At 59.6% G+C, this 23422-nt stretch carries 21 protein-coding genes and 2 tRNA genes; 12 read left to right on the forward strand and 11 right to left on the reverse strand.

The window, feature by feature from the left end:
- Positions 1 to 36: 36 nt before the first annotated feature.
- Entirely contained in the window at positions 37 to 900 is an 864-nt protein-coding gene (locus BMZ91_RS14250) for an N-formylglutamate amidohydrolase (protein WP_092840302.1), read from the reverse strand.
- A gap of 145 nt (positions 901 to 1045) precedes the next feature.
- On the opposite strand from BMZ91_RS14250, the gene BMZ91_RS14255 reads away from it, so the two are divergent.
- The 3 genes from BMZ91_RS14255 to BMZ91_RS14265 all read left to right on the forward strand — a co-directional run bounded on the left by BMZ91_RS14255 (position 1046) and on the right by BMZ91_RS14265 (position 2777).
- Positions 1046 to 1120: transfer RNA gene (locus BMZ91_RS14255), tRNA-Val, on the forward strand.
- Positions 1121 to 1198: 78 nt separating this feature from the next.
- Entirely contained in the window at positions 1199 to 1324 is a 126-nt protein-coding gene (gene ykgO / locus BMZ91_RS14260) for a type B 50S ribosomal protein L36 (RefSeq protein ID WP_092840305.1), read from the forward strand.
- 211 nt (positions 1325 to 1535) lie between these two features.
- Positions 1536 to 2777: an NAD(P)/FAD-dependent oxidoreductase gene (locus BMZ91_RS14265; RefSeq protein ID WP_092840308.1), complete on the forward strand. Its 1242-nt coding sequence runs from the start codon at positions 1536 to 1538 to the stop codon at positions 2775 to 2777.
- A 38-nt stretch (positions 2778 to 2815) separates the two neighbouring features.
- On the opposite strand, the gene BMZ91_RS14270 is transcribed toward BMZ91_RS14265, so the two are convergent.
- The 8 genes from BMZ91_RS14270 to BMZ91_RS14305 all read right to left on the reverse strand — a co-directional run bounded on the left by BMZ91_RS14270 (position 2816) and on the right by BMZ91_RS14305 (position 11596).
- Positions 2816 to 4036, reverse strand: a complete 1221-nt coding sequence (locus tag BMZ91_RS14270) for a phenylacetate--CoA ligase family protein (RefSeq protein WP_092840311.1) — start codon at positions 4034 to 4036, stop codon at positions 2816 to 2818.
- 87 nt (positions 4037 to 4123) lie between these two features.
- Positions 4124 to 4948: an ABC transporter ATP-binding protein gene (locus tag BMZ91_RS14275; RefSeq protein ID WP_092840314.1), complete on the reverse strand. Its 825-nt coding sequence runs from the start codon at positions 4946 to 4948 to the stop codon at positions 4124 to 4126.
- 107 nt (positions 4949 to 5055) lie between these two features.
- Positions 5056 to 6336: an ABC transporter substrate-binding protein gene (locus BMZ91_RS14280; RefSeq protein WP_092840317.1), complete on the reverse strand. Its 1281-nt coding sequence runs from the start codon at positions 6334 to 6336 to the stop codon at positions 5056 to 5058.
- A 76-nt stretch (positions 6337 to 6412) separates the two neighbouring features.
- Positions 6413 to 7489 carry a branched-chain amino acid ABC transporter permease gene (locus BMZ91_RS14285; RefSeq protein ID WP_092840320.1) on the reverse strand — a complete coding sequence of 359 codons (1077 nt, stop codon included), beginning with the start codon at positions 7487 to 7489 and terminating at the stop codon, positions 6413 to 6415.
- On the reverse strand, positions 7490 to 7744 hold the full coding sequence (locus BMZ91_RS14290; RefSeq protein ID WP_092840323.1) for a hypothetical protein: 255 nt from the start codon (positions 7742 to 7744) through the stop codon (positions 7490 to 7492). It abuts the gene before it with no gap.
- Between the two features lie 4 nt (positions 7745 to 7748).
- Entirely contained in the window at positions 7749 to 8738 is a 990-nt protein-coding gene (locus tag BMZ91_RS14295) for a branched-chain amino acid ABC transporter permease (protein ID WP_092840326.1), read from the reverse strand.
- A 96-nt stretch (positions 8739 to 8834) separates the two neighbouring features.
- Positions 8835 to 9656: an ABC transporter ATP-binding protein gene (locus tag BMZ91_RS14300; RefSeq protein ID WP_092840329.1), complete on the reverse strand. Its 822-nt coding sequence runs from the start codon at positions 9654 to 9656 to the stop codon at positions 8835 to 8837.
- The gene (locus BMZ91_RS14305) at positions 9653 to 11596 is read right to left on the reverse strand and encodes an AMP-binding protein (RefSeq protein WP_092840332.1); all 1944 of its coding nucleotides are present in this window, start codon (positions 11594 to 11596) and stop codon (positions 9653 to 9655) included. Before BMZ91_RS14305 ends, BMZ91_RS14300 begins: the two co-directional genes overlap by 4 nt.
- A gap of 320 nt (positions 11597 to 11916) precedes the next feature.
- Here BMZ91_RS14305 and BMZ91_RS14310 point away from each other — a divergent pair, with 320 nt between their 5' ends.
- Genes BMZ91_RS14310 through BMZ91_RS14320 form a run of 3 tightly spaced genes read left to right on the forward strand, consistent with a single transcriptional unit; the run spans position 11917 to position 15859 of the window.
- Entirely contained in the window at positions 11917 to 13824 is a 1908-nt protein-coding gene (locus tag BMZ91_RS14310) for a hybrid sensor histidine kinase/response regulator (protein ID WP_092840335.1), read from the forward strand.
- On the forward strand, positions 13821 to 14522 hold the full coding sequence (locus tag BMZ91_RS14315; RefSeq protein WP_092840338.1) for a response regulator transcription factor: 702 nt from the start codon (positions 13821 to 13823) through the stop codon (positions 14520 to 14522). The genes BMZ91_RS14310 and BMZ91_RS14315 overlap by 4 nt, the downstream gene beginning before the upstream one ends.
- A 2-nt stretch (positions 14523 to 14524) precedes the next feature.
- A complete protein-coding gene (locus BMZ91_RS14320) occupies positions 14525 to 15859 on the forward strand; it encodes a hypothetical protein (RefSeq protein ID WP_143076353.1) in 1335 nt (444 codons plus the stop codon).
- 197 nt (positions 15860 to 16056) lie between these two features.
- Here the strand turns inward: BMZ91_RS14320 and BMZ91_RS14330 are convergent, their stop codons facing one another.
- Positions 16057 to 17256 (reverse strand): hydantoinase/carbamoylase family amidase, encoded by a 1200-nt coding sequence (locus BMZ91_RS14330; RefSeq protein WP_092840347.1) that lies wholly within the window; start codon positions 17254 to 17256, stop codon positions 16057 to 16059.
- 227 nt (positions 17257 to 17483) lie between these two features.
- Between BMZ91_RS14330 and BMZ91_RS14335 the strand changes: the two genes are divergently transcribed.
- The gene (locus BMZ91_RS14335) at positions 17484 to 18530 is read left to right on the forward strand and encodes a DMT family transporter (protein ID WP_092840350.1); all 1047 of its coding nucleotides are present in this window, start codon (positions 17484 to 17486) and stop codon (positions 18528 to 18530) included.
- A gap of 47 nt (positions 18531 to 18577) precedes the next feature.
- Here the strand turns inward: BMZ91_RS14335 and BMZ91_RS14340 are convergent.
- Positions 18578 to 18652: transfer RNA gene (locus tag BMZ91_RS14340), tRNA-Thr, on the reverse strand.
- 232 nt (positions 18653 to 18884) lie between these two features.
- On the opposite strand from BMZ91_RS14340, the gene BMZ91_RS21490 reads away from it, so the two are divergent.
- From BMZ91_RS21490 to BMZ91_RS14360, 5 genes are all read left to right on the forward strand, one after another.
- On the forward strand, positions 18885 to 19052 hold the full coding sequence (locus tag BMZ91_RS21490; RefSeq protein WP_177193876.1) for a hypothetical protein: 168 nt from the start codon (positions 18885 to 18887) through the stop codon (positions 19050 to 19052).
- Positions 19053 to 19057: 5 nt separating this feature from the next.
- A complete protein-coding gene (gene murA / locus BMZ91_RS14345; protein WP_092840353.1) occupies positions 19058 to 20326 on the forward strand; it encodes a UDP-N-acetylglucosamine 1-carboxyvinyltransferase in 1269 nt (422 codons plus the stop codon).
- Positions 20323 to 20790 (forward strand): DUF2948 family protein, encoded by a 468-nt coding sequence (locus BMZ91_RS14350; RefSeq protein ID WP_092840356.1) that lies wholly within the window; start codon positions 20323 to 20325, stop codon positions 20788 to 20790. The genes murA and BMZ91_RS14350 overlap by 4 nt, the downstream gene beginning before the upstream one ends.
- Before the next feature lie 80 nt (positions 20791 to 20870).
- Positions 20871 to 22172, forward strand: coding sequence for a histidinol dehydrogenase (gene hisD, locus BMZ91_RS14355; RefSeq protein ID WP_092840359.1), 1302 nt, complete (start codon positions 20871 to 20873; stop codon positions 22170 to 22172).
- Between the two features lie 187 nt (positions 22173 to 22359).
- On the forward strand, positions 22360 to 23406 hold the full coding sequence (locus BMZ91_RS14360; protein ID WP_092840362.1) for a rod shape-determining protein: 1047 nt from the start codon (positions 22360 to 22362) through the stop codon (positions 23404 to 23406).
- Positions 23407 to 23422: the final 16 nt, after the last annotated feature.

Consider the following 23422-nt stretch of genomic DNA (forward strand, 5'->3'; position numbering starts at 1 on the left):
AAGAAGGTCAAAGCCCTGAGCCAGGTGTTTTCGGTACTATTCAGCCGCCAACGGCTTGGCCATGGGGCGGCCAATATCGGCAATCTCACGGATCACACCGCGCAGAAGGGTGCGGAAGGCGTCGAAATTGCCATTTGGGCGGATCAGCCCCTCGTTCATGTAAAGCGCGCGGTCAATCTCGACCTGGATGGCATGGCGGCCCCGCGTGGGGCGGCCGTAGGTCTGGGTGATATAGGCCCCGGCGAAGGGCGTGTTGCGCGTCACCACCAGACCTGTGCGCTGAAAGGCGGCCTCGATCCGATCGACGATATCGCTGTTGGCGGCCGCGCCAAAGCGGTCGCCAAGCACCACCTCGGGGCGACGGACCCCGCGCCGCGCCACCGCATCCATCGCCTCGTGCGGCATCGAATGGCAATCCACGAGAATCGCCTGGCCAAACATCAAGAACGCCTGATCCAATTGCCCGGCAAGCGCGGTATGATAGGGCCGCCAATAGGTGTCGATCCGGCGCCTGGCCTCGGCTATCGAGATCTTGCCGGAATAGATCGCCTGACCATTGGCCACGACCCGCGGAATCACCCCAAGGCCAGAGGCGACGCGCGGGTTGTGCCCGATCTTGCTGACGCCTTCGATCAGAGCGGGGTCAAGCTCGTCCTCGCTTCGGTTGAGATCGACATAGGCGCGCGGCGCACCGGCCCTGATGAAGGGCGCGCCAACCTCTGGCACGCTTTCAAACAACTGGTCGACAAAGGCATCCTCGGAGGAACGCACGGAATGCTCGTTGAGCGTGGTGCGGCGCAGGAAAGTCCAGGGATAATCGCGCCCGCTATGGGGCGAGGCGAACACCACAGAGGTGGTGCGCCGTTCCGGATATGTGAGGTGATAGGCGACCTTTGGCATGACCTCTCCTTGTGAAACCCATAATAGACTGAAATTGAGGTTCTAAAAGCCCTTGATCCCTCTTCCGACTCCTTTTATAGACCAGCGAACCGGCGCGGACTCCCGCGCCCCTTTTGTTGGGGCTTGGGGCCAGATCGGTATTCATGGGCGATTAGCTCAGTGGTAGAGCACTTCGTTGACATCGAAGGGGTCACAAGTTCGAACCTTGTATCGCCCACCATGAATTCACTGTTCTGCACCCCGCAGAACGCCCGCAACCAAGGCGCTGGCCCGCGCCGCGACAACTGAGGAGACGACCATGAAGGTTCGTAATTCACTCCGCTCGCTTAAGAAACGGCACCGCGACTGCCGTGTCGTGCGCCGCAAAGGCCGCGTCTACGTCATCAACAAGACGCAGCCCCGGTTCAAAGCCCGCCAGGGATAAGCCTGCACCCACCCTTGGGTGGACGATATCAGCCCCGCCTTTTCGGCGGGGTTTTCTTTTGTGTGGATGGCTTCGGGCGCTGCCCGGCGGCGTGATGCGCCTTGTTTGCGGGCGCCTCTCCTGTTTTCTGCCGTTACCTATAACAGCCCACTTGCCGCGCTGCCCCTGCTGCGGTTAGGTGGCATACGTTCCATCCCATGACTGGCCCCCCATGAGCACCCCACAGAAGATCATCGTCATCGGCGCAGGTATCTGCGGGCTGAGTTCCGCCATTTGGCTGCGTCGGGCGGGCCATGAGGTGACGCTTGTCGACAAGGACGCGCCCGGCGCGGGGGCGTCTTTCGGCAATGCGGGCCTGTTGGCGCAATGGGCGATCGTGCCGGTGAACACCCCCGGCCTGATCGGCACCGGGCTCAAGTATATCCTGAACCCGCGCTCGCCGCTGTTCGTGCAATGGTCCTATTTTCCGCGCCTGTTGCCCTGGCTGATGAAATTCGCCGCCAATGCCAATGACAGCGACACCCGCCGCATGGTTGCCGGGATCGCGCCGATTGTCGGCGACAGCCTTGATCAGCATATCGCCCTGACCCGTGGTACCCGCGCCGCGAAATGGGTCACCGCCAGCGATTTCAGCTATGCCTATGAGAGCCGCAAGGCGTTCGACGCCGACGCCTATGCCTGGGCCTTCAAACGCGATGCGGGCTATGTGCCCGAGGTTCTGACAGATGGGGCCGTGCAAGAGGCCGAACCGATTCTCGGCCCGGCGATCCAATGCCTTGCGACGCTCAAGAGTCATGGGCATATCCTGAACCCCGGCGCCTATATGGCCGATCTGGCGCTTGTGCTTCAGGAAGAGGGCGGCACCTATCAACAGGCCGAAGTGCAGGATATCACCCTTGAAAATGGCCGCATTACCGGGCTTGAAACAAGCCGCGGGACCATGCCCTGCGATCACGCGGTGCTCGCCGCCGGAATCTGGTCAAAGCCGTTGATGCAGAAACTTGGCCTCAAGGTGCCGCTTGAGGCCGAGCGCGGCTATCACCTGCATTTTACCGCGCCAAGCCAGATGCCAAACAATCCGATGATGATCGCCCGTGACAAGTTTGCGGTGAACCCGATGGCGCATGGGCTGCGCTGTGCCGGGACGGTGGAATTGGGCGGCATCACCAAGGGCCCGTCACGCGCACCGCTTGACCTTATCCGACGCGGGGTCGCGCGCGTCTTTCCCGAAATGCGCCATGAGGGCGTCGAGGAATGGATGGGCTTTCGCCCCTCAACGCCCGATAGCCTGCCGCTGATTGGTGAGATTGGTCAAACCGGCGTGCATGCGGCCTTTGGCCACCAACATGTCGGCCTGACGGCAGGGCCCAAGACCGGGCGCCTCGTCGCCGACCTGATCAGCGGCAAACGCCCCAATATCGACCTTGCGCCCTATGACGCCAACCGGTTCTAAGCGCCGCCTTCGATTTTTCTGCGAAAAATCATGACCTCTCAATCGTAGCTGCGCAGATCCTCGATGACCTTGCCATCGTTTGGAAGGCTGCCCTTGGCGACCACCTCGATCCGGCCCTTGAGCTTGAGCGTATCGGCCACGACACCGGCAAAACCATCGGCATCATTGCCATCGGCCTCAATCTGCACGGTCATCACATCGGCCTCGCCTTCGCGGCTGGCGATGACGCGGGCGCGCACAATACCCGCGTGCCCGGCAACAAGCGCCGCCACCTGCTCGGGGCGCACGAACATGCCCTTGATCTTGGTGGTCTGATCGGCGCGCCCCATCCAGCCCTTGATGCGCGTGTTGGTACGGCCACAAGGGCTTGTCCCCTCCATCACCGCGCTCAGATCGCCGGTGGCGAAACGGATCAGCGGATAATCGGGGTTGAGCGTGGTCACCACAACCTCGCCCACTTCACCGGGGGCGACCGGATTGCCGGTGCCGGGGGTGACGATTTCGACGATCACGCCCTCATCGACGATCATCCCCTCCTGCGTCGCGCTTTCATAGGCGATATTGCCCAAATCGGCGGTGGCATAGCATTGCAGGCACTGAATGCCGCGCTCGGCGTATTCCGCCCGCAATGACGGGAAAAGCGCCCCGCCACCAACCGCCGCACGGGTAATCTTGAGCGGCAGGCCAAGCGCGTCGGCCTTGTCGAGAATAACCTTGAGGTAATCGGGCGTGCCGGCATAAACGGTGACCCCCACATCATGTGCGGCACGCGCCTGAAGCTCGGTCTGCCCGGTGCCCGCAGGCAAGACCGCCGCCCCGACAGCGCGCGCGCCATTCTCGAATATCATGCCGGCCGGCGTCAGGTGATAGCCAAAACAGTTCTGCACGATATCGCCCTTACCGACACCACAGGCATGCAAAAACCGGCCCATCCGCCACCAGTCATGATCGGTACCGCCGGGTTCATAAATCGGGCCGGGCGATTGGAAAATATGGGAAAACCCATGTGCGGGCCGCGTCGTCAACCCACCAAAGGGCGCCGCATTGCCCTGCGCCTTGCCCAGATCAGATTTGCGCAAGACCGGCAAACGGGCCAGATCGGCGATGGTCGTGATCACCGCCGCGTCAACATCCCTGAGCGCCCCACCGTAGCCCGGCAAGGTCTGCGCTCTGGCAATCTGATCTGGCAGGGCCCTTGCCAGGGCTGCGGCACGCTCATCATTGCTGCGGGTTTCGAGCTGGTCGTAAAACTGGGTCATAGCCTCATCCTTCGCCGGTCCCCCGGCAGATCATGCATTGTCTATCCTTGTGATATCGGGTCTCCGGCCAAGGTGCCGTTCTGCGTCTTAGCTCAGCCAACGCTTGCGGCGGCGATAGCTGCGCACATCGCGGAACGATTTGCGGCCCTCGTCCGACACCCCAAGATAGAATTCCTTCACGTCCGGATTCTCACGCAGGCTGGCCGCAGGGCCATCCATCACCACCCGCCCGGATTCAAGAATATAACCGTAATGGGCAAACCGCAGCGCGACGTTGGTGTTCTGCTCGGCCAGAAGAAAGGTATAGCCCTCTTCTTCGTTCAGCGTTTTCACAATGTTGAAAATCTGCTCCACAAGCTGCGGCGCAAGGCCCATGCTTGGCTCGTCAAGCAGGATCGTCTCGGGGCGGCTCATCAGGGCGCGCCCGATGGCAACCATCTGCTGCTCTCCCCCCGAGGTATAGCCCGCCTGGCTTTTACGCCGCTCTTTCAGGCGCGGAAAATATTCATAGACCTTGTTAAGATCCTCGTCGATCTCACCCCGCGACGAGCCACGCGTATAGGCGCCGGTCAGCAGGTTTTCCTCGACCGTCAGATGTTCAAAGCAATGGCGGCCCTCCATCACCTGAATGACACCCTTTTTAACAAGGTCGGACGGCACCAGATCCTGCACGCGTTCGCCGCGATACACGATGCTGCCCTTGGTGACCTCGCCGCGTTCGGATTTCAACAGGTTCGACACCGCCTTGAGCGTCGTCGTCTTGCCCGCGCCATTGCCCCCCAGAAGGGCCGTGATCCCGCCTTTCGGCACCTTCAGGCTGACACCTTTCAGCACAAGGATGACGTGATTGTAGATCACCTCGATATTGTTGACCTCAAGAAGGGTCTCGTCACTCGGTCCTGCATCCAACATCCCGTGTCTCCGTCCCGGTCGGGCACCTGGCCCTGCTTTCATCTTTCGAAAAATACTCAAAATCCCCCGGCCGCCACATATAGGGCGGCCGGGGAAAAGGGTCTGGCTTAGCAGCCCGGCTCGATGCCGTTCTCAGCGGCATAAGCGGCCGAATCTTCCTCAACCAACGGCGCAAGCACCTCCTGATCCGACTGGAAATAGTCGGTGATCAGGCTCCATTCGCCTGCCGTCGCATCCCATTGCGCAATGGCGCCATAGCCGTTGCCACCATGGTTTTCACAAGACACCTTGAACTCGGGCCCGAATTTCGGAAGGCCAAGTGCGGTCATCTTCTCTTCGGTCATTTCAAGGTTTTCCATGCCATCGCGCATCATCACCGGGGTGATCGCGGCTGTACCGTGGATTTCCTGCGCGGCCTTGGCAGCTTCGGCAACCAACATCGCGGCATATACACCACGGTTATAAACGACGCTGCCATGCTGATCGCCAGCACCCGCAGCCAGACCTTTGTCGAAGACATAGGCCTTCAGGTCGTCGTAAAGCGGGTAGTCGTCGCCTACGTTGTGGAAGGCCACCGCCTTGTAGCCATGCGCGCCCTCGCCGACGGGAACCACATCATTTTCCGATCCTGACCACCAGATTCCGATGAAGTTTTCCATCGGGAACCGAATGTTCGCGGCTTCCTGAATCGCGACCTGGTTCATCACGCCCCAGCCGTACATAATCACGTAATCCGGCTTTTCACGGCGAATTTGCAGCCACTGCGATTTCTGCTCCTGACCGGGGTGGTCAACCGGCAGCAGCGTAAGCTCATAGCCGTGCTTCGTGGCAAGCTCTTCCAATGTGCGGATCGGCTCTTTGCCATAAGCAGAGTTATGATAGACCAGCGCGATTTTCTTGTCGCTGATATCGCCGCCATTGAGATCAAGCATATGCTTGATCGCGATTGAGGCCCCATCCCAGTAGTTGGCCGGAAAGTTGAAAACCCAAGGGAACACGGCGCCGTTCTTCGCCGATGTCCGGCCCAGACCAGAGGTCAGCATGGGAATGCCATCCGCCGCCACCTTGGGAATCAGCTGGTAGGTGATACCGGTCGACAGCGGCTGATAGACAAGCGCGCCCGAGCCTTTGGTCGACTCGTAGCATTCCACACCTTTTTCGGTGTTGTAGGCGGTTTCGCATTCCGGCATCTGGATCTTTTCGCCGCCGATACCGCCGTCGCGCTCATTTAGAAGGGTAAAGTAGTCCGCATAGCCGTCGGCGAATGGAATGCCGCCGGGGGCATAGGGCCCGGTGCGATAGCTCAGCGACGGAAAAACAAGATCCGCCATTGCCGGCCCCGCAGCCATGACTGCGCCCAATGCCAGCGCTGCTAATTTAAGTTTCATCGGTTTTATCCTCCCTTGGTTTTTGTCCGATGGTGTCGCAGGGCGGGAAGTTGCCCGCCGCGCGCCTGTCCCTGCCCTAGTGTGGGAAAGGCCAAAGTCTTAGTTTTTCCTTGGTGACCCGCCACAATTGCGCGAGGCCGTGTGGTTCTGCGATTAAGAAGATGATGATCAGCCCGCCCACGATGATGAATTCCAGATGCGCAGCAAGATCGGTGGGCCATCCCATGCCACCCACTAGCGCGTTTTTCAGCAACACCGGCAAGAGCACAAGAAACGCCGCACCTGCAAAGCTGCCAAAAATCGAGCCAAGCCCGCCGATGATCACCATGAACAGTACCAAGAACGATTTATTGATGCCAAAGGCCTCGCCCACTTCGACCGCGCCAAGATAGACGGAAAAGAACAACGCGCCCGAAATGCCCACAAAGAAAGAGCTTACGGCAAAGGCGGTCAGCTTGGCCTTGAGCGGGTTCACCCCGATGATCTCGGCGGCGATATCCATATCACGAATGGCCATCCATTTGCGCCCTGCCATGCCACGCGTCAGGTTGCGTGCGACAAGCGCGCTGAGCGTCACGAAGACAAGGCAGAACAGATAGGCCGCCCAGGGTGCGGTTTCCGCGCCGGTGATCGGCACGCCGAGAACGGTACGCTCGGGCGACGAAATCTGACCCGAGGCCGAATAATTGTAAAACCACGGCACCCGGTTGAACAACCAGACCAGAAAGAACTGTGCCGCCAGTGTCGCCACCGCGAGATAAAAGCCCTTGATGCGCAGCGATGGCAGGCCAAAGAGAACCCCAACCCCGGCCGTGATCACCCCCGCCAGAATGACGTGGATGAACATGCTGACATCGGGGAATGCCGTCATCAATTTATAAACCGCATAGGCGCCCACCGCCATGAAGCCGCCAGTGCCAAGGCTGACCTGCCCGCAATAGCCCACAAGGATATTCAACCCGATCGCGGCAATCGCATAGATCAGGAACGGCAGGAAAACCGCATTCACCCAGTAGTCATTGATGACAAACGGTACCACGGCAAAGGCAAACACCAGCACCGCATAATAGCGATAGCGGTCAAACTTGATCGGAAAGGTCTGATTGTCCTCGGTGTAGGACGTCTTGAAGTCACCTGCTTCACGATAGAACATCTATAGTACCTCTCCGTAAATCTCGTCGTCGTCACGCTTGGTCGCGCGGTTGGGCCGTTTGGCATAGCCGGTCTGTTCGGAATGACGCACCAGCCAGAGGAACGCGATCATGCCCAATCCGCCGCCCATGGCCGCAAGAATGGCGGCGGTGACCATCTGGCCGGTGGCATTGGTATCAGAGGACAGCGCGAGATAGCCAAAGGCCCAGAACCCGCTCCATGCGATGACATTGACGATGGCAATCAGCTTTTGCATGGCGTCACACCCGCTCGATGATTTTTTCGCCGAACAGACCCTGGGGCCGGAACACGAGGAAAATCAACGCCAGGACATAGGCAAACCAGATTTCGGTCGCGCCACCAAGATAGGGCGCGCCAATGGCAAACTCGAACACCTTTTCACCGACGCCGATGATCAGACCGCCGACAATGGCGCCGGGGATCGAGGTGAACCCGCCAAGCATCAGCACCGGAAGCGCCTTGAGCGCGATCAGTGACAGCGAGAACTGCACGCCCGATTTTGTGCCCCACATGATGCCGGCAACAAGCGCCACGAACCCGGCGAGCGACCAGACCATGACCCAGATAAAGTTGAGGCTGATGCCGACAGACAGCGCCGCCTGATGGTCATCGGCCACCGCGCGCATGGCGCGGCCCTGTTTGGAATATTGCGCGAAGATCACCAGCACGACCACCAGAAGCGCCGCCACCACGGTGGCCACGATATCAAGGTTGTCGATGAAAAAGCCGTACCCGAAGATGTTATAGGTGACCTCGTCGATGAACGGGTTAAGACCCTGCGGCAGGCCGACATCAAGCTTCTTGATGTCGCTGCCCCACATCATGTCGCCAAACCCTTCCAGGAAATAGGCAAGGCCGATGGTCGCCATGAACAGGATGATCGGTTCCTGATTGACCAGATGGCGAAAGATCAGCTGATTGACGACCCAGGCCATCGCCACCATCACAACCATGGTCAACAAGATCGCCAGCAGCGCCGGCACGTGCCATCCGAAATGATGAACCTCGGTGCCAAAGATCGCGTTGATCAGATGGCTGAACGGCACCTGTCCTTCCATGATCCCCACAAGCGTCAGCGCCGCGAACAGCGCCATGACCCCTTGGGCATAGTTGAAAATGCCGCTCGCCTTGAAGATCAGAACAAAACCAAGTGCCACAAGCGCATAAAGCACCCCCGACATGAGGCCGTTCAGAAAGACCTCCATTCCCCATATCAGCTGCTCAGGCATGGTGTTGTGCCTCCGTTCAATACAATTTTCCCCCGGCGCGCCGGGGTGGGTGGGTGGGCGGCGGGCCGGGGGAAAATCCCGGCCTCTGTCAGCACCTTAGTCATGTGCAACCCCGAGATAGGCGTCGATCACCGCCTGATTGTTGCGCACCTCGTCGGGGGTGCCGTCGCCGATCTTCTTGCCGTAATCCATCACCACAACGCGGTCGCTCAGATCCATCACGACACCCATGTCATGCTCGATCAAGGCGATGGTGGTGCCGAATTCATCGTTCACATCCAGAATAAAGCGGCTCATGTCCTCTTTTTCCTCGACGTTCATGCCCGCCATCGGCTCGTCCAGCAAAAGAATCGACGGCTCTGCCGCAAGCGCACGCGCCAGCTCGACCCGCTTTTTCAAGCCATAGGGCAGACGCCCGACCGGGGTTTTGCGGATGTGTTGAATTTCAAGAAAGTCGATGACCTTTTCCACAACGGCGCGGTTTTCAACCTCTTCGCGCTCGGCCTTGCCCTTCCAGATCGCCTGCGAGAAAAGCCCGGCTTTCATCTCGCGAATGCGGCCTGTCATGACGTTGTCGAGAACGGTCATGCCCTCGAACAGCGCGATGTTCTGAAAGGTCCGCGCGATGCCCTGTTGCGCCACTTGAAACGGTTTCATCGGCGGGCGGCGGGTGCCCTTGTACCAGACTTCGCCCTCTTGCGGATTGTAAAAGCCCGAGATCACGTTGAGCATGCTGGATTTTCCGGCGCCATTGGGGCCGATGATGGCGCGGATTTCGCCCTGACGGATGTCAAAGCTGATGTCCTTGATCGCCACAACACCGCCAAAGCGAAGGGTGATGTTTTTCATTTCCATCACCACGCCGCCGATCTTGCGCCCGTCTGCGGTGGTGTAATCCTCTGGTGTCATATCATTCATTCTGCTGCCACCTTTACGTCTGCTACATCGACAACCGCCGCGTCGCGGATCATCAGCGTCGCGCTGATCGAGCCTTTGCGCCCATCTTCATAGGTCACTTCGGTTTCGGTGTAGATGTCGGCCGATCCGTCATAAAGCGCGTCGATCAGATCCTTGAATTTCTCTTCGACGACGCGGCGGCGCACCTTGCGGGTGCGGGTCATTTCGCCGTCATCGGCATCCAATTCCTTGTGCAGGATCAAAAAACGATTGACCTGACAATGCGACAGCATCGGATCATCCGCCAGAGAGCGGTTGACCTCTTCCACATGCGCCTGAATGGTATCAAGCACCATCGGATGCCCGGCCAGTTCCTGATAAGAGGCATAGCCGATATTGTTGCGCTCGGCCCAGTTGCCCACGGCCGACAGGTCGATGTTGATAAAGGCCGTGCAGGCCTCGCGCTCATTGCCAAAGACCACCGCCTCAAGGATGTTGGGGTAGAACTTGAGCTTGTTCTCGACGTATTTCGGCGCGAACAGGCGGCCATCGGCCATCTTGCCCACATCCTTGGCGCGGTCGATGATGCGAAGGTGGCCGTTGTCCTTGTCAAAAAAGCCGGCATCGCCGGTGGCGACCCAACCCTCGGGGTCCTTCGTGTCGGCGGTGCTTTTGGCGTTCTTGTAGTAATATTCAAAGGTGCCTGGACTGCGATAGAATACCTCGCCATTGTCGGCGATGCGGATTTCAACGCCGGGTGCCGGCACACCAACGGTATCGCTTCGCACCTCTCCATCGGGTTGCAGCGTGATGAACACCGAGGCCTCGGTCTGACCGTAAAGCTGTTTCAGGTTGATCCCCAAAGAACGATAAAAATCAAAGATTTCCGGGCCAATCGCCTCACCGGCGGTATAGCCGACGCGCACCCGGCCAAGGCCAAGCGTGTCCTTGAGCGGCCCATAGATAAACAGATTGCCAAGCTTGTACTTCAGACGGTCCCAGGCGCTTACTTCCTTGCCATCAAGAATATCCGGGCCAACCTTGCGGGCATGCGCCATGAAGATGTCAAACAGCCACTTTTTCATGCGGCTGGCGTCTTCCATGCGGATCATCACATTGGTGAGCTGGGTTTCAAACACCCGCGGCGGAGCGAAGTAGTAGGTCGGACCGATCTCGCGCAGGTCGGTCTGCATGGTTTCGGCGCTTTCAGGGCAATTGACGCAGAAGGCGCACCAATAGGCCTGACCAATGGAAAAGATGAAATCGCCGACCCAGGCCATCGGCAGATAGGCCAGAACCTCTTCGCCCGCGCCGAGGTGATCGAAATCCGAGGACGAGCGTGACGCCTCGATGATATTGCGGTTGCTGAGAACCACGCCCTTGGGCTTGCCGGTCGTCCCCGAGGTGTAAAGCATCACGCAGATGCTGTCGTAATTCAGCTTCTCGCGCCGCGCCTTGAGATCCTCGATGAATTCGTAATAGGCCGCGCGGCCCTGTTCCTGAATGTCGATGAACCGGTGCAGCTTGTGGTGGTCGTATTTGCGCAATCCGCGCGGATCGACATAGATCATATGTTCGAGGTGCTCCAGACCGGCCTGCACCTCGATCAGCTTATCCACCTGCTCCTGATCCTGAACGATGGCAAAGCGCGCGCCGCAATGTTCCATCACATAGGCCATCTCGTCGGCGGCGGCGTCCTGATAAAGCGGTACGGGAATGGCGCCAATCGATTGTGCGGCAACCATGGCCCAATAGAAATACGGGCGGTTGCGGCCGATCACGGCAATAAAATCGCCCTCATTGACGCCAAGATTGATCAGCCCGAGCGCAAGCGCCTCGATCTCTTTTTCGGTTTCGGACCACGTCCAGCTTTGCCAGATGCCGTATTCCTTTTCCCGATAGGCGGGCTTGTCGCCATATTGAGTCGCGTTACGCTGCAACAGCGCCGGAATGGAATCCATTCCGCCGGTCGCCTGAGCCGACTGTGCCAAATTCTATCCTCCCATATGTCCGCTCTTCGAACGAACGACCGCCTTGGGGCGATTCTTTCCTCTGCCAAAGGGTGCTTGTTTCATGGTCTGCGTCAACTTTTTCCTGAACATTTCCCAAATCCTACGAATTGTAACAAGCGTTCCGTTCCGCTTGACATGCCGCGACCTGCGCCGGAGACGTGACCTGTTCGCGCTGGCATCAAGGTCGGGCGATGACCGGCCTCAACAGGTCTTGGACTGAGCCGCCCGGCGTGCTTAGATCAAACGCCAGACAACAAAGGCACAATTAGATGCAGCCAAACGGCGGCCAAACCCAGGAAATGACAAGCGCCGGGCTGAACCTTATTCAGCAGGCTCTTACGATCTATGACCGCGATCTGCGGCTGGCGGTCTGTAACCGGCGGTTTCAGGAAATGTTCGACCTGCCACAGGCGCTTGTCACGCCGGGGGCCGATTTTGCCGACACGATCCGATATCTGGCCAGGCGCGGCGATTATGGCGATGTCGATGATCTGGACAACTTTGTGAAAACCCGCGTCGAACAGGCAAGCGCGTTTGAGCCCCACTATATGGAACGCACCCGCGCCAATGGCCGCACTATCAGTGTCGAAGGCTCGCCCCTGCCACAGGGCGGGTGGGTGACTGTCTATACCGATATCAGCCGCGCCAAACAGCAAGAGGCGCTGTTGCGCGGGCGCTCAGAGGAATTGTCGGATCAGCTTTTGACCTATTCCGAAGAACTGGCCGCCACCAACCGCCAGCTGGAGGCGACAGTGACCGCGCTTGAGGAGGCCAAGCGCCAGATCACCGAGGCCGAGGCGCGCGCGCGCCTCACCGCCGAGATGATGCCGGCCCATATCGCGCATGTCGACCCGGACCGCTGTTATACCTATTCCAACCGCCGCCTGACCTCGGTGATGCCCGGATCAAAACCCGAGATCATCGGCATGCATGCCGCCGAGGTTCTCGGGACACAGCCCTGGTCGGTGATCGGGCCGCAGCTTGACAAGGCCTATGCAGGCACGCCGTCGGTGTTCGAATTCACCCACGAGCCAAGTTCGCGCCGCATTCGGGTCGCCCTGACGCCCGATCAAAGTACCGGCGGGGTTTATATCCTTTCAATGGATATCACCGAGGAAACTCAGACCCGCGCCGCGTTGCAACAAACCCGGCGACGCGAAATGGCGGCGCAGCTGACTCGCGGGCTTGCGCATGATTTCTCGAACCTGCTGACGATTATCCTTGGCATGCAATCGCGGCTTGGGCGGATGGGCCTACCGGCGCAGGCGGATGAGCTGATCAATGCCACGCTGGCGGCGGCGCGCCGCGGTGGCGGGCTTTTGAACCGGATCGCCGATATGACCGGGCGCCGCGACCACGAACCGGTGCCGACCGACCTGACGGCCTTTCTGGGGGATCTGGAAACGCTGGCGCGCTCGGCATTGCCTGCGGGTATCACGCTTGAGATCGACAATCAGGGGGCCAGCGACCGCTATCTTCTGGATGCCGGAATGTTGCAGGATTCGCTGTTGAACCTGTTGCTCAATGCGCGCGATGCCTGCGGCAGCCGTGGCGCGATCACCCTGACCGCAGCGCCGTTGCAGGACACATGGCTTGAATTTGCGGTCACCGATACCGGCCCCGGCTTTACCCCCGAGGCGCTTGTGCATGCGCTTGATCCGTTCTTTACCACCAAGGGCGGCGAAGGCTCGGGGCTGGGGCTTCCGATGGTTTATGACATGACCAAGCTTGCCGGCGGGCGCATCACCCTTGGCAACACCGATACGGGCGGGCGGGTCGCGCTAAGCCTGCCACTGCGCCCCGCCGGGGCGGCACGTCCGCCGGGTCTTGTGCTATTGGTCGAGGACAGCCCCGATTTGCGCAGCACCCTGCGCGACATGCTGCGCAGCGCCGGCCATAGCGTGATCGAGGCCACAAGCGTGGATGAGGCCGCCGCGCTTATGACCGAACTGTCCGAGATTTCCGCGGTGCTCTGTGATATCGTGCTTGAGGGGGATAAGACCGGGCTTGATCTTGCCGCCCTGCCGCGCCGCGCGACTTGCCCGCTTGTCCTCATGACCTCTTTGCCGCCCGACGATCCGCTGCACCGTGCGGCCGCAAGCGCGGCCCCCGTCCTGCGCAAACCCTTCACCGCGACCCAGCTTGACGCGGCCCTCAACACCGGAGAGACGCCATGACCGCGCCGCTTGTGACCATTCTGGATGACGAACCTGCCATCCGCACCATGCTGGCCGATGCCCTGAACGAGGCCGGGTTTCGCACCATGGCCTTTGGCCGCGCGACCGAATTCGAGGCGGCGCTGCGATCAACAACGCCGGATGTCTGTCTTGTCGATCTGTCGCTGCCGGACCGCGACGGGCTCACGCTTGTGCATCGCCTCGCGCTTGAACAGGGCGCCACGGTGATCATCATCTCAGGGCGCGCGCAGGTGCAGGACCGAGTGACCGGGCTGGAACTCGGGGCCGACGACTATATCATCAAACCGTTCGAACCCGCCGAGGTGGTGGCCCGCATCCGCGCCCGCCTGCGCCGGAGCACGCCCAGCCCGCAAAGCGGCGAGGTGGCGCGCTTCAACGGCTGGGTGGCGCATTTCGATCGCTATGTCCTTGAGGATGAAACCGCAACCGAGACACCGTTTTCGCATGCCGAGGGTGAGGTGCTGCGGCTGTTTCTCGAACGCCCCAAGCGGTTGATTTCCCGGCAGGCGATGCAAGAGGCGCTCGGCGGGGCAGCGAGCGAAAGCTTTGACCGGGCGATGGATGTGCGGATATCGCGGCTGCGCACCAAGCTGCGCGAAGACCCCAGAAACCCGAGGCTGATCAAGACGATCTATGGCGCGGGCTATATCTTTCTGGGCGATGTGGCCTGGGGATGAAAATGAAAAGTACCACAATAGAAAAGCGAATAGGCATAGCATTCGCTGAATGGGTCAAGGCCGTCACATACGCCCCCAAAGATTCACGCAAAACGATGCACTTCGTTCAATCAGGCAAGTTGGCATCATTGGAGTTTTTGCCAACAAAAATTCCGCACGACTTAATTACACCAAAAGGCAAAAACGAACTTATAGAGGCGATGCACGCTGGGCTCGAACAAACTCAGCTAAATGAGAAGATAGAACTCGATACAGCTTACAAATGCCTGCTAGTGGCTTTTCGCAATGAAATTGAAAACGCGCGCAAAACTGGCCAATTTGACGAGGAAGCTGTCGAGAAGGCATTTCTAAGCGATCTTCGTTCAAAAAAATTCCAATGCAAAACATTCTGTATTCCCATCACCTTTTCTCCCGCTGCGAAGAATACAAACTTTTCAGTTGGTCCAATCCGCTTCCAATCAACCGTTGTGTTTTCGGAAAACTACAAAAGCCGCAAGTCTAAATTTTTGTCCCAATCAAATGACGGCTGGCATTATGCCGCCAACGAATGCTGGGACCACATTTCTTCGTTCGACCATGTCCTGTTGATTGAAATTGAGGGCTTTGAAAAAGATATGGCGTGGCGCGCCGCACGCGATCTTGCAGAAGCTTTCCTTAATCTGGTTCGCATTTTTTATGGTTTCTACCATAGCCACGAAATTAAAGCAGCAGATGGTAACATTAAGCAGTTAAATGGGGCCAGTCTGATTTTATCTGAATCCGAGGGATTAGAAATTTCTCTTTCTCGTGACTGGGCAGGGGCAAATATTGACGACGCCCATGTTGCGCGTTTTTGCAGTGAATTGAATGAAAAGAGAGGCTTTTTTGCCAGTTATCTAAGCTTCCTGCTTTCAGCCGAGCCGATGAATAGTCCTGTCCGCACCAGATTGCGCCAAGCAAATGCACTGATTGCACAAGCATATTCCGAGCCACACCTTGACATGAAGCTCGTCCGTATCGTTTCGGCGCTGGAAAAGCTTTCAGGCATAACCGGAAAAACTAAATGGAAGGCTCTGGGAAACCGATGCGCCAGCTTTTCTGCGGCCCGCGACTTGGGGCAGAGAGTTAAGATCTATCACTCTGTGAGGGGAGCTTATTTATGTCGCAACGCCATCGTCCATGACGAGACGCCTCCCAAAAGACATCTTTCACATGCATTTTCGCGCCTAGATAAGCACCTTTCGGCTATTTTCTTTGGTTTCATCTATCTTTACGCGAATGTGGCATCTGAAGAGAGTGTTGAAACTACCAAGCATCTTAGAAAAGCGATTGACGCGCGTAATTGCAGCTGGAGGTGATAGCGAGCTTAGTTTGAGAATTCATGTTTTAGGCCAGAAAATTATCTATGCTTATGTTGCCTTGATCATCATCAACCTCGAGTCCCTTGCCGCCTACCGCGAAAAGGTCGTCGCGGCACTTGCCATCTATGACGGCAGCGTCGCTTCGATCAGCGAAGCCCCAACGTTCTCGACAGCACGGCTGACAAGCGGCGCGTCTAGGCCGCCCGCGCCGCCGCACCCGCCAGCACCCTGAGGCCGGCCACAAGGTCGGCCTCGTCGGTATCCTCGCCAAAGGCATGGCTGATGCCGTTGATCGAGGGCACGAACAACATCGCAACCGGCATAAGCCGCGCCAGATTGGTGGCGTCGTGCAGCGCCCCCGATGGCATGGCGCGCCAGCGACCGGGCACCTCGGCCTCGGCGCTTTCGCGCAACGCCGCCTGAAGCCGCGCATCCATCGCCACCGGCTCCAGCCCAAGCATCGGGCCGAATGTAACCGTCATCTCCATTTCCTGAGCGACCTGCGCGGCCGTGCTCTGGATGATCTCTTCCATGCGGCGCAAACGCTCACTGTCGCCATCGCGCCATTGCATGGAAAACACCGCCCGCCCCGGCACGATCGAATGCGCATCCGGGTGCAGGCGCACATGGCCGATGGTCCAGACCGTCTGCGGTGTGACCACATTGCGAAATCGGTCGTTGATCAAACCGTTGAACCGCGCAAGCGCCTGAAAGGCGTCGCGGCGGCGGTGCATCGGGGTGGTGCCGGCGTGGTTTTGCTCGCCTTCAAAGGTGACCCGCATGTCGCGGATGCCGACGATATCACTGACCACACCAACCGCCTCTTGCGCCTCGAACAACCAGGGGCCCTGCTCGATATGCATCTCGAGAAAGCCGGTGAACTGGCCGGGATCGACAAAATCACCCGCCAGATGGGCCATCGCGGCACGCGCCTCGGCAAAGGTGATGCCCTGCGCGTCGGTCTGTTGATCCGCCACATCAAGCGCAAGGTTGCCGCCCCAGATCGCGCTTCCGGTGGTGACGCCAAAGCGGCCCTCTTCATCCTGAAACGACACCACCGAGATCGCAGGACCGCCCGCCTCTTGCGCGGCGCGGGCAATTTCAAGCCCGGCAATCACGCCCAAAGCACCATCAAGCCAGCCGCCCTCGGGTTGGCTGTCGCTGTGCGAGCCGATCAACAGCGATGGCCCCGCCGCAAGCCCAAAGAGGTTGCCCACCGGATCAAACCGCGGCACCAACCCGGCGGCCTGCATCTGCGCGGCCAGCCAATCGCGCGCGGCAATATCGGGCGCGCCAAAGGCCGGGCGCACCACGCCCTTGCCCACCCCCGCCGCGCCAAATTCGCGCAGGCGGTGCAGATCGGCCAGAAACCTTTCCGGGTTCACGTCAAGCATCAAGAGCCTCCTGAGTTTCATGGGTCAGGGTACAGACCCGCACGGCAGACGCAAAGAGGCGAAAGGTATCATTCATTTGTTGATGCGCCATTTATCGCATAGGATTGTACCATTGCTTTTGCGTCGCTGACCAAATCGTGACGCACCGTGTCTGGCCCCTTGCTTGTTTTTGTTTCCCTTCGTGCGATTTACCAACCAATCCCTTTCCCCTTGTCAGGACCAATACCATGAGCAGCGTCAACACCGATCCGGTCGGAGGCATGTCAAAGGCAGTGTTGGGCGCGATGCTCGTCTGGCTTGCGGTGATCGTCTATGCCTCGGCGAATTCCATCGTGTCGCTTCTGGCCGATATCGGACGCGAGCACCCCGTCATGGGGCGCAATGCCATCACCCTGTGCAACCTGCTTTTTCTTGGCTCGTTACTGTCGCTCATTCCGATGGGATTGATGTTCTATAAGGACTGGACCCGAGAGAACCTGCGCAAGCTGACGCGCCGGGATTGGGGCGTGTTGTCCTTGTCGGCGCTGTTATCCTCGGCGGTGACACCGGCGCTTTTCTTTATCGCGCTGGATTATACGACGGTAACCAATGTGGTGCTGATCGGGCGGATAGAGCCGCCGCTTTTCCTGCTCACGGCGTTTTTCGTGCTTGGCGAAAAGCTTGACCCATGGGCCTTTGGCGCCGGGCTTATTGCGCTCTGTGGCGCGCTTGTCATGCTGGTGCTGAATAGCGAGGGCATGTCGTTCGAATTTGGCCGCGGGGAGATCGCGACCGTCTTTGCCACCTTATCTTTCATCGCCTCGACGATTGTAAGCCGGGTCGGCCTGACCGGCATTCCACTTGGCATTTTCTCGATCTATCGCACCGTGGTGGGCACGATCATCTATTACTTTCTGGCGATGTACCTTTATGGCGCCCTGCATTTTCAGGATATTTTCGCCTCGATCGTCTGGAAATGGGTGTGGGTCTATGCGGTCATCGTGATCATCATCGGTCAGTTTTCATGGACACTTGGCCTGAAGTACGCGCGTTCTGGCGACATATCGCTGGCGACCTCGTTTTCACCCGTGGCCGCCCTTGTGATCGCCATGGTAATGCTGGGCGAAGACCCCGGCCCCGGCCTTGTCCCCGGTGGCGCGATTATCCTGCTTGGCATCGCCATCGGACAATTCGGCCGCCTGCGCCGCCAGAAAGCAGAACGCCGCGCCGCCGAGGAAATCGACGTAGACGACGCGCTTGAACTTGAAGGGCGGGTCAATTTCAAAGGTGCCTGAGCACGATGACCGTCGGACTGACGTCATATCTGTCTGATTGGGGGAAATGGTGCTGTGAGGGAGGATTGAACTCCCGACCTCGTCATTACCAATGACGCGCTCTACCACTGAGCTACCACAGCCTATAAAACCCAGGGCTTAAGAACATACGCCCTACTAATACCCTACTAATAATTTCCGCGTCCTGCTAACTCAATGTTCAAACACACCAATTTGGAATGGACCCACCCATTACCAATGACGCGCTCTACCACTGAGCTACAGCAGCACACTGTGGCGGGCTGATTAGCCCCTAATTGCGTGTGGCGCAAGGGGTAACTGGACGGTTTTTCATTGCTGCTGTAAAGAAGCGGTATGAGCAAAAAACAATCCCAAAAAACCGACACCAAACAAGCCCAGACCCGTGAAGACAGGCTAAAATCGGCATTGAAGGCCAATCTTGCCCGGCGTAAGGCCCAGATGCGCGCCCGCACGGATGATACGCCGGGCGATCGGGTGACCGGGAATGAGGACAAAGGGTAGAGCAGATGGATTCGATTATCGTTACGGGCAATGGCCCGCTCAAGGGACAGATCGCCATCGCAGGGGCCAAGAATGCCTGTCTGACGCTGATGCCTGCCACGCTTTTGAGCGAAGAGCCGTTGACCCTGACCAATGCGCCGCGCCTGTCGGACATCAAGACGATGACGACCCTTTTGCAATCGCTTGGCGCCGAGGTGTCACAATTGCAGGGGGGGCAGGTTCTTGTGATGTCGAGCCATGCCCTGGACAATCACGTCGCCGATTATGACATCGTGCGCAAGATGCGCGCCTCGATCCTTGTGCTGGGGCCGATGCTTGCGCGCGACGGGCATGCGGTTGTGTCGCTGCCGGGGGGCTGTGCGATTGGCGCGCGCCCTGTCGATCTTCACCTCAAGGCGCTTGAGGCGATGGGGGCGGAGCTTGAGTTGAAAGACGGCTATGTGCATGCGCGCGCGCCCGGCGGCTTGCGCGGTGGCGTGGTGGATTTCCCGATCGTGTCGGTCGGGGCCACCGAAAACGCGCTCATGGCGGCGACGCTGGCCAAGGGCACGACCGTGCTCAAGAATGCCGCCCGCGAACCCGAGATCGTTGACCTTGCGCAATGCCTGCGCCGCATGGGGGCGCAGATCGAGGGCGAAGGCACCCACACCATCACCATCCAGGGCGTTGATCGCCTTGGTGGCGCCACTCATCCGGTTGTGACCGACCGGATCGAACTTGGCACCTATATGCTGGCACCCGCCATTTGTGGTGGCGAGGTCGAACTTTTGGGCGGGCGGATCGACCTTGTTGGCGCGTTCTGCGAAAAGCTGGACGCAGCCGGTGTCAGCGTTGAAGAAACCGCAAAGGGCCTCAAGGTCAGCCACAAGAACGGCCGGGTGAAGGCGGTCGATGTGGTGACCGAACCCTTCCCCGGCTTTCCCACCGACCTTCAGGCACAGATGATGGCACTGATGTGTACCGCCGAGGGCACATCGGTTCTGGAGGAAAAGATTTTCGAGAACCGCTTCATGCATGCGCCGGAATTGATCCGGATGGGGGCCAATATCGAGGTGCATGGCGGCACGGCTACGGTAACCGGCGTTGACCGCCTCAAGGGCGCCCCGGTGATGGCGACCGACCTGCGCGCCAGCGTTTCGCTTATTCTGGCGGGGCTCGCGGCGGAAGGCGAAACCATCGTAAGCCGCGTTTACCATCTTGATCGCGGCTATGAGCATGTCGTGAGCAAGCTCGAAGGCGTCGGAGCCAAGATCGAACGGGTGTCGGACCGATGACCGAGGACGCAAAATTCGAGGATGGCCGCGAGGCGCCGCTGAACCTCGGGGCGTTTGACCTTGATGACCTCAAGGTGATTTCAACGCTGGCCCAGGATGCGGTGTTTCCGATCACCGAGATGACCTGGCGCGCCGGCGAGCGGCGCTTTGCGCTTCTGGTGAACCGGTTCCGCTGGGAAGATCCGGGCCAGGATCGCCATGCCCCCGAACGGGTGCAATCGCTTTTGGTGATCGACAATGTGTTGCGCATTGCCAGTCAGGGCATCGACCGCACCGACCGCGATACCATTCTGTCGCTGCTGTCGATCACCTTCGAACCCGGCGAAGAAGGTGCGGGCCATGTTCTTTTGACGCTTGCGGGCGACGGCGCGATCCGGCTTGAGATCGAGGCGCTTGAAGTGACGCTCAAGGATGTCACCCGCCCCTACCGCGCGCCTTCGGGCAAGGCCCCGGCCCACGACTGATATACAGGCCGCCCAGAGACCTGATCCGCCTTGAGCCTCCACAGCACTCGGGCTATGTCACGCCTGACAGGAGACCCGACATGCCCGTATTCTTGAACGCCACCGATCCCGGTTTCGAAACCGGGTTTCAGACCCTGCTCAGCGCCAAGCGCGAGGACAGCCCCGATGTGGATGACATCGTGGCGGGCATCATAAGGGATGTGCGCGCGCGCGGCGACGCGGCGGTGATCGAGCTGACCTCGAAATTTGACCGCCTTGATCTGACGCCTGAAACCCTGCGGTTTTCACCACAAGAGATGGCCGATCTGATTGCGCAGGTGCCGGATCATGAACGCGCTGCGCTGGAATTGGCGGCAGAGCGCATTCGCGCCTATCACGCCCGTCAGATGCCTGAAGATCAAAGCTGGGTTGAGCCGAACGGCGCCACACTCGGCTGGCGCTGGACCCCGGTCAGCGCGGCGGGGCTCTATGTGCCGGGCGGGCTTGCCTCATATCCGTCCTCGGTGCTGATGAACGCCATTCCCGCCAAGGTGGCGGGGGTCGGGCGGCTTGCGATCGTGGTGCCGACGCCGGATGGTCTGGCCAATCCGCTTGTCCTGCTGGCCGCGCAGATCGCCGGGGTTGACGAGATTTATCGCATCGGCGGCGCACAGGCGATTGCGGCCCTTGCCTATGGCACCGAAACCATCGCCCCGGTCGACAAGATCACCGGCCCCGGCAACGCCTTTGTCGCCGCCGCCAAACGTCGGGTGTTCGGCAAGGTCGGGATCGACATGATCGCCGGGCCGTCAGAGATTCTGGTGATTGCGGATGGCGACCAGAACCCCGACTGGATCGCGCTTGATATGCTGAGCCAGGCCGAGCATGACGAAAGCGCGCAATCCATCCTGATCACCGATGACGCCGCTCTTGCCAAGGCGGTGAGTGCGGCAATCGAGCGCCACCTTGAAACGCTGGAGCGGCGCACCATCGCCGGGGCAAGCTGGCGCGATTTCGGCGCGATCATCCTTGTGCCCGATCTCGATCATGCCGCCGCGCTCAGCAACCGGATCGCACCCGAGCACCTTGAGCTTTGCGTAACCGACCCCGACACCCTGTGCGACAAGATTACCCATGCCGGGGCGATTTTCCTCGGGGCCTGGACGCCCGAGGCGATTGGCGATTATGTCGGTGGGCCCAATCACGTGCTGCCCACCGCGCGCTCGGCGCGGTTTTCCAGCGGTCTGTCGGTGATGGATTTCGTCAAACGCACCACGCTTGCCAAAATGACGCCCGAGGCGCTGCGCGCGATTGGCCCGGCGGCCGAAACGCTGGCGATCAGCGAAAGCCTTGAAGCGCATGGCCTGTCAGTGCGCGCGCGGCTCGATCATCTCAACGGTTAGGAGGGGCGAAACCGGCGTGCTCGGGGCCCGGACCATGCTGTACCAAGCAATTCGGCGGCAGGTTGACGCTTACCGCACTCAAACAGGCCCTTTCGCCCGAACCACCCGCCCCCTATAAGTGCCACCGGCACCCGACCCCGAGTCGCGGTGCGATTATTCTATTTTTACGACGGGACGCTAGGCACACATGTCGATTTTTCACAAAATTCCCAGTCTGTTTGCTGCGGATATGGCAATTGATCTGGGGACGGCGAATACGCTGGTCTATGTCAAGGGCCGTGGCATCATCCTGTCAGAGCCGTCGGTCGTGGCCTATCACGTCAAGGACGGCGTGCGCAAAGTGCTTGCCGTGGGCGAAGATGCCAAGCTCATGCTGGGGCGCACCCCCGGCAGCATCGAGGCGATCCGCCCGATGCGCGAAGGCGTGATTGCCGACTTTGACACCGCCGAGGCGATGATCAAACACTTTATCCGCAAGGTTCACAAACGCTCGACCTTTTCCAAACCCAAGATCATCGTCTGTGTACCCCATGGCGCCACGCCGGTTGAAAAACGCGCGATTCGTCAATCGGTGCTGTCGGCCGGGGCGCGGCGGGCGGGTCTGATCGCCGAGCCGATTGCGGCGGCGATTGGCGCCGGCATGCCAATCACCGATCCGACCGGCAACATGGTTGTCGATATCGGTGGCGGCACCACCGAAGTGGCGGTTCTGTCGCTTGGCGATATCGTCTATGCGCGCTCGGTGCGGGTGGGGGGCGACCGCATGGACGAGGCGATCATCAACTATCTGCGCCGTCAACAGAACCTGCTGGTCGGCGAATCCACCGCCGAGCGGATCAAGACCAGCATCGGCACCGCGCGCATGCCCGACGATGGCCGCGGCACGTCGATTCAGGTGCGCGGGCGCGATCTTTTGAATGGTGTGCCAAAGGAAACCGAAATCAGCCAGGCACAGGTCGCCGAGGCGCTTGCCGAGCCGGTACAGCAAATCTGCGAGGCGGTGATGACCGCGCTTGAAGCGACCCCGCCCGATCTGGCCGCCGATATCGTCGATCGCGGCGTCATGCTGACCGGGGGCGGTGCGCTTTTGGGTGATCTTGATCTGGCGCTGCGCGAGCAGACCGGGCTGGCGGTGTCGATTGCCGATGACAGCCTGAATTGCGTGGCCCTTGGCACCGGCAAGGCGCTGGAGTTCGAAAAGCAATTGCGCCACGCGATTGACTACGACAGCTAGGACGCCCACCTTTTAC

The sequence above is a fragment of the Roseovarius lutimaris genome (assembly GCF_900115165.1).
Taxonomy (GTDB): Bacteria; Pseudomonadota; Alphaproteobacteria; order Rhodobacterales; family Rhodobacteraceae; genus Roseovarius; species Roseovarius lutimaris.